At 64.4% G+C, this 12,706-nt stretch carries 12 protein-coding genes and 1 pseudogene; 5 read left to right on the plus strand and 8 right to left on the minus strand.

Going from position 1 to position 12,706, the window contains the following annotated elements; genetic code table 11:
* Nucleotides 1-9 precede the first annotated feature (9 nt).
* Complete coding sequence (gene dapE / locus OIE68_RS25195; RefSeq protein WP_327093563.1) at nucleotides 10-1,101, minus strand: succinyl-diaminopimelate desuccinylase; 1,092 nt, start codon at nucleotides 1,099-1,101, stop codon at nucleotides 10-12.
* Between the two features lie 64 nt (nucleotides 1,102-1,165).
* Here dapE and OIE68_RS25200 point away from each other — a divergent pair, with 64 nt between their 5' ends.
* The 3 genes from OIE68_RS25200 to OIE68_RS25210 all read left to right on the plus strand — a co-directional run bounded on the left by OIE68_RS25200 (nucleotide 1,166) and on the right by OIE68_RS25210 (nucleotide 4,404).
* Nucleotides 1,166-1,582 (plus strand): hypothetical protein, encoded by a 417-nt coding sequence (locus OIE68_RS25200; protein ID WP_327093564.1) that lies wholly within the window; start codon nucleotides 1,166-1,168, stop codon nucleotides 1,580-1,582.
* Between the two features lie 70 nt (nucleotides 1,583-1,652).
* The gene (gene dapD, locus OIE68_RS25205) at nucleotides 1,653-2,600 is read left to right on the plus strand and encodes a 2,3,4,5-tetrahydropyridine-2,6-dicarboxylate N-succinyltransferase (RefSeq protein WP_327093565.1); all 948 of its coding nucleotides are present in this window, start codon (nucleotides 1,653-1,655) and stop codon (nucleotides 2,598-2,600) included.
* Between the two features lie 1,138 nt (nucleotides 2,601-3,738).
* Nucleotides 3,739-4,404 (plus strand): class F sortase, encoded by a 666-nt coding sequence (locus tag OIE68_RS25210; RefSeq protein WP_327093566.1) that lies wholly within the window; start codon nucleotides 3,739-3,741, stop codon nucleotides 4,402-4,404.
* 81 nt (nucleotides 4,405-4,485) lie between these two features.
* On the opposite strand, the gene OIE68_RS25215 is transcribed toward OIE68_RS25210, so the two are convergent.
* The 3 genes and pseudogenes from OIE68_RS25215 to OIE68_RS25220 form a co-directional block, all read right to left on the minus strand.
* Entirely contained in the window at nucleotides 4,486-5,544 is a 1,059-nt protein-coding gene (locus OIE68_RS25215; protein WP_327093567.1) for a hypothetical protein, read from the minus strand.
* A 33-nt stretch (nucleotides 5,545-5,577) separates the two neighbouring features.
* Nucleotides 5,578-6,123 (minus strand): annotated as a pseudogene (locus tag OIE68_RS47155) (cutinase family protein); the annotation flags it as partial.
* Between the two features lie 487 nt (nucleotides 6,124-6,610).
* Nucleotides 6,611-6,742, minus strand: a complete 132-nt coding sequence (locus tag OIE68_RS25220; RefSeq protein WP_327093568.1) for a hypothetical protein — start codon at nucleotides 6,740-6,742, stop codon at nucleotides 6,611-6,613.
* 425 nt (nucleotides 6,743-7,167) lie between these two features.
* Here OIE68_RS25220 and OIE68_RS25225 point away from each other — a divergent pair, with 425 nt between their 5' ends.
* Nucleotides 7,168-8,319, plus strand: a complete 1,152-nt coding sequence (locus OIE68_RS25225; RefSeq protein WP_327093569.1) for an ice-binding family protein — start codon at nucleotides 7,168-7,170, stop codon at nucleotides 8,317-8,319.
* 215 nt (nucleotides 8,320-8,534) lie between these two features.
* On the opposite strand, the gene OIE68_RS25230 is transcribed toward OIE68_RS25225, so the two are convergent.
* From OIE68_RS25230 to OIE68_RS25240, 3 genes are all read right to left on the minus strand, one after another.
* A complete protein-coding gene (locus tag OIE68_RS25230) occupies nucleotides 8,535-8,813 on the minus strand; it encodes a hypothetical protein (RefSeq protein WP_327093570.1) in 279 nt (92 codons plus the stop codon).
* Nucleotides 8,814-9,022: 209 nt separating this feature from the next.
* Nucleotides 9,023-9,412, minus strand: a complete 390-nt coding sequence (locus OIE68_RS25235; RefSeq protein WP_327093571.1) for a PPOX class F420-dependent oxidoreductase — start codon at nucleotides 9,410-9,412, stop codon at nucleotides 9,023-9,025.
* A 43-nt stretch (nucleotides 9,413-9,455) separates the two neighbouring features.
* Nucleotides 9,456-10,883: an acyl-CoA synthetase gene (locus OIE68_RS25240; protein ID WP_327093572.1), complete on the minus strand. Its 1,428-nt coding sequence runs from the start codon at nucleotides 10,881-10,883 to the stop codon at nucleotides 9,456-9,458.
* 131 nt (nucleotides 10,884-11,014) lie between these two features.
* Here OIE68_RS25240 and OIE68_RS25245 point away from each other — a divergent pair, with 131 nt between their 5' ends.
* Nucleotides 11,015-11,866: an oxygenase MpaB family protein gene (locus OIE68_RS25245; protein WP_327093573.1), complete on the plus strand. Its 852-nt coding sequence runs from the start codon at nucleotides 11,015-11,017 to the stop codon at nucleotides 11,864-11,866.
* Nucleotides 11,867-11,897: 31 nt separating this feature from the next.
* On the opposite strand, the gene OIE68_RS25250 is transcribed toward OIE68_RS25245, so the two are convergent.
* The gene (locus tag OIE68_RS25250; RefSeq protein WP_327093574.1) at nucleotides 11,898-12,527 is read right to left on the minus strand and encodes a TetR/AcrR family transcriptional regulator; all 630 of its coding nucleotides are present in this window, start codon (nucleotides 12,525-12,527) and stop codon (nucleotides 11,898-11,900) included.
* Between the last annotated feature and the right edge of the window lie 179 nt (nucleotides 12,528-12,706).

Consider the following 12,706-nt stretch of genomic DNA (forward strand, 5'->3'; position numbering starts at 1 on the left):
GCGCCCACGCTACCGGGATGCACCGGTGAGGTAGCCGCGCAGCACCTCGGCGACCGAGCCGATCTGGGCGACCGGGACGTGTTCGTCGCGCTTATGGGCGAGATTGGGGTCGCCGGGACCGAAGTTCACCGCCGGTATGCCGCGGGCGGCGAAGCGCGCGACATCGGTCCAGCCGTATTTGGCGCGCACACTGTCGGCGCCGACCACAGTGATCAGATCCTTAGCGGCGGGAGCGGACAAGCCCGGCAGTGCGCCCGCAGCGGCGTCGGTGAGCTCGAAATCGAGCTCGAGCCCGTCGAATACCTCGCGCACATGCTCGGTGGCCTGGGCGACGCTACGGTCGGGGGCGAAGCGGAAGTTCACGTCGACCTCGGCCTCGTCCGGAATGACATTGCCCGCCACACCACCGCCGATGCGGACCGCGGAAAGGCCCTCGCGATAGATGCAGCCGTCGATATCGACCTCGCGGGCCTTGTATTCAGCAAGCCGTTGCAGCACCGGGGCCATGCGGTGAATCGCATTGTCGCCCTTCCACGACCGCGCCGAGTGGGCCCGCACGCCCTTGGTCGTCAGCCGGGCGCGGAGGGTGCCCTGGCAACCCGCCTCGATGACACCGCCGGACGGTTCGCCGAGGATGGCCAGATCGCCGACGAGCCAATCCGGGAGGTCGCGCTCGATGTGGTTGAGGCCGTTGTACTTCGCGGAGATCTCCTCGCAGTCGTAGAAGATCAGCGTCAGATCGTGCACCGGCTCGGCGACGGTGGCGGCCAGATGCAGGAAGACCGCATCACCGGATTTCATATCGACGGTGCCGCAGCCGTACAACTGGCGCTCCCCCGCCTCGTCCACAAAGGTGCTCGGCACATTGTCGGCGATGGGCACGGTATCCAGGTGACCGGCCAGGATGACCCGAGTCGGCCGACCGAGATCGGTGCGGGCGAGCACCACATTGCCATGCCGCAGCACCTCGAACCCCGTTGTCTGCTCGCGCAGCGCCCGCTCGACAATGTCGGCGATAACCGCCTCGTTCTGCGACACACTCGGGATGTCGACGAGAGCCGCGGTCAGCGTGATGGGATCGGCGCGCAAGTCGATGGTCACGCGCCCCAGCCTACGGTTCTCCGGTTGCACCCGTCGCCCTCGCGGCGGCGATACGGTGTTCGGTATGCACCCGGCCCATCGGCGCAATCGGTTACCGCGCCGCGATCGGCGACGGCCACACGAGACGGCGACGGTTTCGGTCGCCGGGGCCGACATCGTCGTAGTCGGCTTCTTCTCCGCCAGGGAGCCGGACTACGCGACGCGCATGGACGACGCCGCGAACGCCGTCGCCACCCTCGGCGGTCGGGTCGTCGCGACCTTCACCCAGCGACGTGGCGTCTCGGCTGGCGGCGTCCGCCTGATGGCGCGGCCGTTTTCACCCCGGACGCTGTTCAGCGCCGGAAAAGTCGGCGAGATCGCCACGGCCTGTGCGGAACTCGCTGCAGATGCGGTAGTGGTCGTCAACCAGCTCACCCCGCACCAACGCGCGGTGCTGACCGAGGCTTTCGGGCGGTCGACGATCAGCCTCGCGGAATTGTGACGGGCCGGGTGGTGGGTAGCGGTCGACGTGGCTCACCATGGGCCGCGGCGGGTGGGTAACCTCTGATGACGTGAGCATTCAGGGAGCAGCAGCAGTCGGTATCGCCAATGTGACCGCGGACGGGACCGTATTGGATACGTGGTACCCGAATCCCGAGTTGGGCGCGTTCGGTGATACCGGCACGAAGCGCCTGGACGAGGCGCCCGCGGAATACGCGGCGCTGCTCGGATTCGACGAGGCGCGCGGGGTCGATGTGATCGCGGTGCAGACCACGATCGCCGATCTGTCGGCCGCCCCCGTGGACGCGCACGATGTGTACCTGCGGCTGCATCTACTCTCGCATCGGCTGGTCAAGCCGCACGAGGTGAGCCTGGACGGGCAGTTCGGACTGCTCAGCAATGTGGTGTGGACCAACCACGGTCCGGCCGCGGTGGAGGGTTTCGAGGCGACGCGCGCCAAGCTTCGCGCCCGCGGCCCGGTCACCGTGTACAGCATCGACAAGTTCCCCCGGATGGTCGACTACGTCGTGCCGTCGGGCGTGCGCATCGGTGACGCCGACCGGGTCCGCCTCGGCGCGCATCTGGCCTCCGGCACCACCGTCATGCACGAGGGCTTCGTGAACTTCAACGCGGGCACCCTCGGCGCCTCCATGGTCGAGGGCCGCATCTCCGCGGGCGTCGTGGTCGGCGACGGCTCCGATATCGGCGGCGGCGCCTCCACCATGGGCACCCTGTCCGGCGGCGGCACCACCATCATCTCGATCGGCGAGCGCTCCCTGCTCGGCGCCAACTCCGGCCTCGGCATCCCCTTCGGCGACGACTGCGTCCTGGAAGCCGGGCTCTACCTCACCGCGGGCACCAAGGTCACCACCCCCGATGGCACCGTGGTCAAGGCCGCCGAGCTCAGCGGCCAGAACAACCTGCTCTTCCGCCGCAACTCCACCACCGGCGCCGTCGAGGTCGTCCACCGCAAAGGCACCGGCATCGAACTCAACGCCGACCTGCACGCCAACGATTGAGCGCTCCTCTCCCCGCCTCCCCGAACCTTTAGGCGCCAGACTCAGTCGCGACAACGATGACGTTGGCGGGCGGCGGTTGAGACGTAGGCAAGTTAGCCCGTCCTCTACGAGTTACCAGTGTGCTCTCTAAACTCATCGCCGCTGGTCATGGTGCCGACAGTACCCGGTGTTCTTACTGTCGAGTATGAAGCCGACTACCGTGCACACCGCGCCGAACAACCGGCCGGTGACAGATAGACCAAACCCGGGGAAGGTTCACCGGTGACTTGGCGAACCCCCGTTGTGGCGTGCATGCGGCCACCTCGAGAGCGGACGGTGTTACAGGCTTCGCGCTGTCGGACGCTGGTCCCGAATCCGCGTCCCCCGCGGAGATCGCCTGTTCCCGCACCCACGATAGTCGGCCTTGCTCGGCCCGGCGGCCTCTTGTCCTCGCTGCCACCACAGGCTGGCGGATCACTCAACGTCACCAGAACTTCCTGATCTCGCCCCGACTCACCCCTCTAAACCGACCGGTCACCCGGTTTAATACGAGTCCGACAGCAGAGGGGCCGCGCCACTTTCGCCCGATCACCACCCATGGCTGCTACGGCAGCCTAATAAATGCATCACATTTAGTTTCGATACCGACCACCCAAACCTAAAGTTTAATTAGGAGCTACAGCCTGAAGCCTATTATCGTAGTAACACGCGTCGAGTGCCATAAGTACTTCGATGGCTGCCGAGGCAATAGAACTGATCCGCTCGCATTCACAAACGCATGTGAGGCTTGTAGATAAATTCTATCTGTCGAGGAGTCCCTATGAGCTCGTCATTTCGTGCTGTATCGGTCATTCCAGGGTTGCCCGGCGGTCCCAGCCCACCGATTCCGGAACTGCCACCGCAAAGATCCGGCTGTCCAGGTGGACCCGGAGGTGAAGGTGGTCAGGGCGGCCCCGATATACCCGAGACAACACCGCTTGTGACCCCAGACCCCGGAGTTCCCCCAAAGGGTGCTCCAGGTACCGGCGAAGGCGGCACCGCCGATAGTCCGCGTCCAGTTGATGACCTTGGGTGTGCTGGCGGTACCCGGACTCAGCCTCCCGCTCGAGCGGACCACTCGCCGACGTCAGGGACCCACCGCAGCCCGGCCGGAACCGGAATGACTGAAGCACGAGCGCGCAGTCCAGGACGCAGTTCGCCGGTGTCGTCGAGGCACCTGCGGATAGCGGCGAGCATTCTGCTACTTCTTGCGGCACTAAGTCCGATCGCTCGACTGTGCCCAGGTGGGAACCTGGCCCCGGCCACCGATGCCACCGTGACCGGGTTCGACAACGTGGCCCCGGCCGGGCTCCCGGAATCGCTCCCTGTGGAACTACACATCCCAGCTATCGCCGTGGATGGACCACTGTCCGAGCTCGGCCTCAATCCTGATCGCACCGTAGAACTTCCGACGGACTTTCAGGTAGCGGGCTGGTACCGATACGGCCCCCCGCCGGGGGACATGGGCTCCGCGGTCATCCTGGGACACGTGGATTCCTACACCGGGCCCGCGGTCTTCTACCGACTATCGTCACTGCGCCCCGGGGACGAGGTCCACGTGACAAGAGCGGATCGATCGGTTGCTCACTTCCTCGTCCAGACAGTAGCCACCTATTTGAAGTCAGAGTTCCCAAGCCATGAGGTCTACGACCCGCGCGGATATAGCGCGCTGCAATTGGTGACGTGTGGGGGCGAATTCGACCACACCATAAGAAGCTATCAGTCCAACGTGGTGGTCTACACCGCGCTCGTGGGCATCACCCCGCCGCCCGCTGGCCCACCATGACAGACCGGGCCCCAGCAACAACCTTGGTCGATGAGGGCGCCAACCCACCACCACTGCAAAATGGCGATTTGTCGAAATCCCCTACAGGAGCTCGCGCGACGACACCGCGATAATCGACATGGCTCCGACTGCTGCGGCTATCGGCGGCGCGCTCCAATACCAGCTGGCGCTGTTCAAGGGTGAGTTCGCGGACCCTGCAAGAAAGTTGGATCGGACACCGGCGTCATCGCCAGCGGTGAGCCGATGTCGAAGCAGTCGCCACGAAACCAGGAACACCAGGAGCATCCACACGCAATCCCACATAGCGGTGTCGGCTTGGTCAGCGGTAACGGATGCTGACATGCGCTTTAGCGGTGCGCGATGTAGGAGCGTGGATTTGGCTGTAGCTTGTTCGGCGGCCTGGCTCGACGGTGGAGATGCATCGCCTGGCGCTACGGCCTGATGTGGATCGATTGGCCGACTGGCAGCACTCGGTGCAGCGGTAGCCTTGGCCTTAACGGTAGAGCCTGTCCGGGTCGCGAGACTGCGTGCCAGCGCTGAAAACCAGTCCGCGACGAATTGGGTGGGCGTCTGGCCGGTTTCGGTGACGGATTCCCATACATAGGCGCCGTGGCGTGCGACAACATCCTGATATCTCGCCCACATTGCGGGTTCGAGCAGCGCGGCGTTGTCTGCGACGGCAAAGGCGACCGCGTCGAACGCTTGTGTCACCAGGTTCCCGGCGGGTCCGATCGGCTCCGATGGGAATCGCGGGCCAGTAATCTTTTCCGTAAGAAGGGCAATGCCGTCCAACGGTTGATTCTCGCCCACGCTGAGAATCTCGGCGACCTCGCTCGGTTCGAGTGTCACACCTACTACCGCGAGCAAAATATTGAGCGTGACTGTAGCCACTTTGAGCAACGCCGCCTGCGCGTCGGGACCATAAACCGGTACCCGCGGGTCCGATGCTTCGGAAAGACGCTGACTGAGCGTCCTTTCGGACGTCAGCGTCAGTGATTCGACCGTATTGCCGTCCACGTCATGACTTACCACGGCGGCGGCGGTCTTCACGGTTGTCGCGACAACGGCTTGAATGATCGAGGACAGTACGGTGAATGGGTCGAGCGGGGAAAGCAGTGCCTGACCGATGATGTTCGTCAACGCGTGCAGTATCGGTGCGCCGGTGGGTGCGTCGCAGGCGAGGTCTTCTGCAACGCATAACGAGGCCACGCGTCCAGTGAGCGCGCCGAAGTCTGCGGCAATGTCTTGTTGCGGTCCGATGCCACCGCCCGCTGGCATCGTCTGTGCAACTGGTGGCAGCCCCGCGAATGCTGTTCGGTCGGTGCCGGGTGCGGGGGCGGGTGTGCGCTGTCCCGGCGCGCCGGGGAACACCGGTGCCCCCGGGTCACGGGTCGGGTCGGCGAAGAGTGCGGCGCCAGCTATCTTGTCCGGTGCCACCACACCGTATCCGAGCCCTACCTCCCGCAGGAACAACGAAACAACGTGTGCCCCTTGTGAATACCCCAGCAAAGCCAGGCTGGTGTTCTCGCATCTATTGCTGATCGCGCGGGCCATGCTGCGCAGCTCGTCGAGTCCCGCGAAGACGGATTGTGCGTACGGCGGCGTGGCAGCGCCGGGCACGATCCCGCCGAACGCCGCGGGATAGGGCACGTATGCGCGATCGACCGCTCCGGGCTTCGAAATGCTGGCCAGCAATGGCGCGAAAACGCCCGACAGCATGCCGGTGTCGACGGTGGGCGAGGCGCTGAGAGAGGACTGCCCTGTGCCCTGAACACCGAGGGTGTACAGGGCCGGGCAATCGCTCGGATCGAATTCCGGAGCAGCGGCAGAGGGTTGGGCGACGACGGCGCCGGTCGCTGCGATGACGGCACACACGCCGGTTACGGCGAGTGCTCGAGCTATCTTCCTCGACACTACGATCCGACCTCTCACAGACTCGAGCCTTTTACTTGGACTTGCCACACTTCACGTTCATCCCGCTGTGGTTGCCATAACCCCTAGAGCAGGCCGCCGGTCAGAAAATGGAGTGTGTCTCCCACGACGGCGAGAAGTCCTGTAACGAGGTTGATTACGGGCTGGAGGATCATTCGAACAGCCTCTCGGTCGGTTGATCACCTAGGTAGCGGGCGTAGTGAATTGTTTGCGGCCCGGCCCCCGACCGACTGTTTCGAGATATCGGGGGCCGGACCGCAACCAAACATTCGTGTCAGAGCAGCGAGTGGACCAGAACGCTGACGACACCGGTGAGAAGGTTGCCTATGATCGGCAGCAGACCGCTGATGAGACCGCCCATGTTTTGTTTGACCTCTTCCTGTTTGGTGATTGGTGGTGCCCCCAAGGACGGGCCTCGAGGGCGCTTGCGTGGTCGCCCGCCAGAAGAGGGATCGCGCAGTGTATTTGCGAACCGCTGATACTTCCGTGGCGAGACTCGACCGTGACACCGATCCAGTAGCAAGCAAACTGACGCGAGCATCGCCCACGCCCCGCTGCATCGGCATCGGCATCGAAAGGTACTTCGTAAGTCGATAGACCCTGGATGGGTTAATTTCTGGCTTCGTCTTATCGGCGTGGTCGGGCCGGTTTGGAAGCTTCTAGACCAGCGGTGGGCAAATCGCGACGGACCGACCCATCCACGCATCCCAGTTGCATCGAAGACAGACAGTGACATTCACACGTGTGCCGTTCAACGGCGAAGGGAAGCCAGTGACATTGCCGTCCAACTCGCCCCGGGCGCGTCCGGTCGGACGATTGATCATCGCTGCGGTGACGGTTGTGACCGCCACAGTTCTGTTGATATTCAATGGAACAGCGTCAGCGGCCCAGCCCCCTGTCGGGTTGGGGACAGCCGCGTCCTTCGCGGTACTGGCGGGCCAGACGGTCACCAACACGGGGCCTACGATCATCGCCGGTGATGTGGGGGTCAGCCCGGGGAGTGCGATTACCGGGTTTCCGCCGGGACTTATTACCCCCGGAACGGGAACCTTCCACGCTGCCGACGCGGTGGCGTTGCAAGCGCAAACGGATCTGACTACGGCATATAACGATGCTGCGGGTCGCGGTCCCGCCACCGCTGCTCCCCCAGATCTCGGCGGCCAAACACTGGTCGCGGGGGTGTACAACACGGCGGGCCCCATGGGCCTAACCGGGACAGTCACCCTCGATGGGCAAAATGATCCCAACTCGGTCTGGATCTTCCAAGCGGGATCTACGTTGATCACGGCATCGAACAGCACGGTCGCCCTCATCAACGGGGCCTCACCGTGCAACGTCTTCTGGCAGGTGGGTAGCTCCGCGACACTGGGCACCAACACCACCTTCGTCGGAACCATCATGGCGTTGACCTCGATCTCGGCGCAGACCGGAACCATCGTGGAGGGACGGCTTTTGGCGCGAAACGGCTCGGTCACCCTGGACAACAACAGGATCACCCGACCCAACTGCACTATCCCACCGACGTCCACGACGACAGCACCGCCGACAACGACAACGACCGGGCCGCCGACAACGACGACCGGGCCGCCGACAACGTTGCCGACAACGCCGGCGACAACCATCCCCGTCCCCGGCGGCGGTGGCGGAGTTATTCCCGTCCCCGGCGGCGGTGGCGGAGTTATCCCCATCCCCATCCCTATTCCCATCCCCATCCCCATTCCGATTCCCGAGGGCGGTATTCCCGGTATCGGTATTCCGGGTCTTCCCGGTGGTCCAGGTGGACCGGGTGGCCCGGGTGGACCGGGTGAGCAGGGACCCGGTGAGCAGGGACCGGGTGAGCAGGGACCCGGCGAGCAAGGACCCGGCGAGCAAGGACCCGGCGAGCAAGGACCCGGCGAGCAAGGACCCGGCGAGCAAGGACCCGGCGGTGGCGGGGACGTTCCCGAAGGGTCTCCGGAAACGGGTGGCGGTGGTACTGCCTAGCCTGGGCAATTCACCGTTTTCCGGCATTGTGTACCGGTAGACAGCGAAAGGTGCTCTAACGGGTGGCCGGGAGGGTTTTCACCTCCCGGCCACCCGTATGTGGCAGTGTCGCGTCACACACGGTGGCCATCATCGAGCGTTCACGGTGGCGGGGTTCCCGATCGCCCAGTCGGAGAAAGAATTTCGGGTAGGCCTCGGCGGCCTTCCGAAGCGCTTCACATGCTCATTTCCACCGGCCCCGGAACTGCGGATAAACAAAAAGGGGGATCAACCCAGATCACATCCTGGCCGAGTAGATGCGCAGACATGTCGGCGACGTTCGGCTTGTCGAACAGGCTCAGATGAGTTGTCTCCACACCAGATTCGGAGAACGCGGCATAGAAAGCGTCGATGCTGGCTTGCCGGTCGCCAGTTCTGGTAGTGATGAAGCACAGTCGAGCACGGGACTGCCCTCCGGCGAGATCGAACGCATACCGGAATACCGGCGACGGCAACCACGGATCCCGCGCCCGATTGAAACCTCGCGCTCAGACCGCATCGTGTTCCGGAGATATCGGTGGCGAGCGCGGGTTGCACCGATTCGCCCGGCCAGCAGTCGTGCCAGCGTCGTTTGCCAGTGCCGGGCAGCCCGCCGATAACGATAAGCATGCGGTCATGCTGCCGCTACCAGCTTGGGAGGACGTGATCCGTTCTGCGACAGGCGCTACCCATGGGTGACGCCGGCCTCTAGGCCGAAGGCGATGATTCGGGTCGGGTGGATGCGGATCATTTCTCGGGAGACGCCGGAGATATAAGGCTCTACGTCGGTCAATTGTTCTGCGGTGCCTCGGATTTCGAGGCAGCGAACGCGCCAGGGTTGGACGGAAGCGACGTCGTCGACGACGAAGGCGATGCGGTTGTTGGTGGCGATGTTGCGGAATTTCCAGGACTTGCCCATATTCCAGCCCGCGATATCGATGGTGCCGAGTTCGGCGTTGTAGCGGAAGCCGACCGGGCTGTTCTGGGGTGAGCCGTCGGGGCGTACGGTCGCCAGTCGGCCCAGGCGCTGGGTGGCCAGGTAGTCGATCTGTTCGGGTGTCAGTGCTGCACTCATACCGGCGACCGTAGAACCTGAACCGAAGTAGAGGTCAAGCTGTTCAGCCGAGCAGCTTCTTCTGCACCTTCCCCATGGCATTGCGCGGCAGGGAATCCACCACGCGGACCTCGCGCGGGCGCTTGTGTACCGAAAGCTGTTCGGCCACATGCTCGATGAGAGCCTTCTCGATGGAATCCGCTGCGGCACCTCGCAATACGACGTACGCGACGATCCGCTGTCCCAGATCGGCGTCGGGGAGCCCTACTACCGCAACCTCGGCCACATCCGGATGTCCGAGCAGTACGGTCTCGACTTCGCCCGCGCCGATGCGATAGCCACCGGACTTGATGAGATCGACCGATTCCCGGCCCACAATGCGGTGGAAACCATCGGCATCGATGGCCGCGACATCACCGGTCTTGAACCAGCCGTCCTCGGTCCAGCATTCGGCGGTCGCCTCGGCCCGGTTGCGGTAACCGTCGAACAGCATCGGACCGCGAACCTGCAGGCCACCGATGCTCTCGCCGTCATGCGCGACATCCGCACCGGCCTCGTCCAGCAACCGGGTCTCGACACCAGCGACGGGCGTGCCGACCCATCCGGGACGGCGCTCCCCATCGAACCGAGTGGACAGCGTGATCATCGTTTCGCTCATCCCGTACCGCTCGATCGGCGCGTGCCCGGTGAGTTCGCGCAGCCGCTCGAATACCGGCACCGGCAGCGGCGCACTACCCGAGACGAGCAGCCGAGCAGCACGCAATTTCCTTGCGGCATCGGGATCTTCGACAACGCGCGACCACACGGTCGGCACCCCGAAATACAGCGTGCCACGCGCGTCCGCATATGCCTGCGGTGTCGGCTTCCCGGTGTGGATCAGCGGGCTGCCCACCCGCAGCGGCCCGAGCACACCGAGGATCAGCCCGTGCACGTGGAACAGCGGAAGACCGTGCACCAGAACGTCATTCGGCGTCCAGGCCCACGCGTCCGCGAGCGCATCGAGCCCGGCGGCAATGGCACCGCGATTGAGCACAACCCCCTTGGGCAGACCGGTGGTCCCCGAGGTGTACAGCACGAATGCCGGTGTGGCGGCGTCGGGTTCGGGATAGGTATGCCACGAGCGCGCGTGCACGCGCACCGGAACGACCGGTAGATCCGTCCCTTCCGGCGCCTCGCCCAACCACGCCTGCGCACCGGAGTCGGCGAGAATATGCGCCAGTTCGGCGGTCCCCGAATCCGGTGGCACCGGCACCACCGTCACCCCGGCGATGAGGCAGCCGACCACCGCGAGAACCGTGGTCACGGTCGGTCGCGCCAGTACCGCCACCCGATCAGCGCGTGCGATGCGCTCGGCCACCGAGGTTGCCGCACCGAGCAGATCACTGCGCGACAATGTCACCCCGTCGATGGTGACGGCATCCGGTATGTCCGCTCCCCCGGCGACAGCGAGCGGATCGAGCGAACTAAGCAGCAGCGGCGGACCGAACGACATTCGCTCACGCTACTTCGGCACGACATCGCACCACCACGCTCCCCCTTGACGACAACGTGACGGTTGACACACCCATGAGACGGTGAGAACGTCTAAGCAATTCCTTCTCAACGATGAGCACGGGGTCGACAATGACCAGCCCGTTTCGTAAACCCGAGTCCACACCCGCCGAGGACGCCTTCGATATCGAGCGATACCTCGACGGTGTCGCCGCGTTCTTCGGCGGAACGGCGAATGTCATCATGCAGCTCAGTACGTTGCCGGTCGGCTACGGCGTGCTGGAGAGCACCGTCGACAGCGGCAAGGTCATGCTGCATCCGATCAAGCGGCTGCGCACCACCCTCACCTACCTCGCGGTCGCCATGCTCGGCACCGACGATGAGCGCGACGTCTATCGCGAGGCCGTGAACCTGTCGCATCATTCGGTCAAGTCGACCGCGGCGAGTCCGGTCAAGTACAACGCCTTCGATCCCGAACTGCAGCTCTGGGTGGCCGCCTGTCTCTATTGGGGCGCCCGCGATCTCTATGAGCGCATGCACGGACCGATGAACGACGCCGACGCGGAAGCCTTCTACCGCTACGGATCTCGGCTCGGCACCACGCTGCAAATGCGTCCGGAAATGTGGCCCGCCGACCGTGTCGCCTTCGACGAGTACTGGACCGAACATCTCGCGAAGACCACCATCGATCCCCCGATCCGCGACTACTTCAACGATCTGATCGATCTGAAGATGCTCCCGCGCCCCGCCCGCTTACTGTTCGCCCGCTTCCAGCGCTTCGTGGTCACCGGCTTGCTGCCGGCGCATCTGCGCGACCAGATGGGCATGACCTGGACCGCGGACGACGATCGGAAACTCGCCAGAATTATGCACACCACCGGCTCGATCACCGCACGAATGCCTAAGCAGGCCAGGCTGTTTCCGATCAATGCCTACCTGTGGGATATGCGCATCCGCAGGCGGTTCGGCCTGCGGCTGGTGTGATTCAGTCGGCGAAGCCGACGGGGTGGGTAAGTTACAGCCGGAACGAAACAACCACATGGTCGCGCGCGAACTTGCGGATCGCGGCGTCGTCGTCGAGTGGAAGGACCGTTTGCGGCGTCAGCGCCAAGGACAGCGCCGTCCGCGCGATCATCTCCGCGACCGGCTCCGGATCGTATTCGGGCAACTTGCCCTCCCCCTGCAGCCGGGTGATGAATTCGGCCACATAGTCGCGGCCGAGCTCGAGCACCGGCGCACCCTTGACCGTGAGATACGGCAGTACGATCTCCGGCTCGGTCTTCAACAACCGGTCGAGCAGCTTATTGCCGCGCAGCCCATTCAGGAAGGCGACGAACAGCTCCACGATCTGATCCTCGGCGCCGGCATCGCGATCGACCTGCCGCTGCTGCGCCGCATCCACCTCCTCGACGAATTGCCGCGCCTGCCGCATCGCGACGGCCTGGATCAGATCGGATTTGCTCGCGAAGCGCCGGTAGAGCGTGGCCAGCGAAAGCCCACACCGCCGCGCGACCTCCACCATGCTGGTCCGCTTGATACCGAAGTCCAGGAACGCCAGCAGAGCGGCATCCAGCACCCGTGTCTGGTTGCGGTCCTCCGGGCCGGTGCTGCGCACCAGTGCCAGCAGTCTGGTCAGCGTCGCCATAACTTCCACCCCTATTCCGCTCCGATGACACGATGACATCGCTAGCATCGCATGCCGTCAGTCAGCGCCACCCACGAACGCCCCCGAAAGCGTGGTTGACACCACCGCGAGGCAATGAGACGGTTTATATAGAACCTTCTCATCCATCCGCCTTTGTCGCGGCCGGCCACAGAAAGGCG

This window comes from Nocardia vinacea, assembly GCF_035920345.1.
Classification (GTDB): Bacteria; Actinomycetota; Actinomycetes; order Mycobacteriales; family Mycobacteriaceae; genus Nocardia; species Nocardia vinacea_A.

Bases quoted from the DNA above. Each gene is read 5' to 3' on its own strand.
- OIE68_RS25200 (WP_327093564.1), top strand. From the start codon at position 1,166: ATGCACCCGGCCCATCGGCGCAATCGGTTACCGCGCCGCGATCGGCGA.
- OIE68_RS25210 (WP_327093566.1), top strand. From the start codon at position 3,739: ATGACTGAAGCACGAGCGCGCAGTCCAGGACGCAGTTCGCCGGTGTCG.
- OIE68_RS25235 (WP_327093571.1), bottom strand. From the start codon at position 9,412: ATGAGTGCAGCACTGACACCCGAACAGATCGACTACCTGGCCACCCAG.
- OIE68_RS25240 (WP_327093572.1), bottom strand. From the start codon at position 10,883: ATGTCGTTCGGTCCGCCGCTGCTGCTTAGTTCGCTCGATCCGCTCGCT.
- OIE68_RS25245 (WP_327093573.1), top strand. From the start codon at position 11,015: ATGACCAGCCCGTTTCGTAAACCCGAGTCCACACCCGCCGAGGACGCC.
- OIE68_RS25250 (WP_327093574.1), bottom strand. From the start codon at position 12,527: ATGGCGACGCTGACCAGACTGCTGGCACTGGTGCGCAGCACCGGCCCG.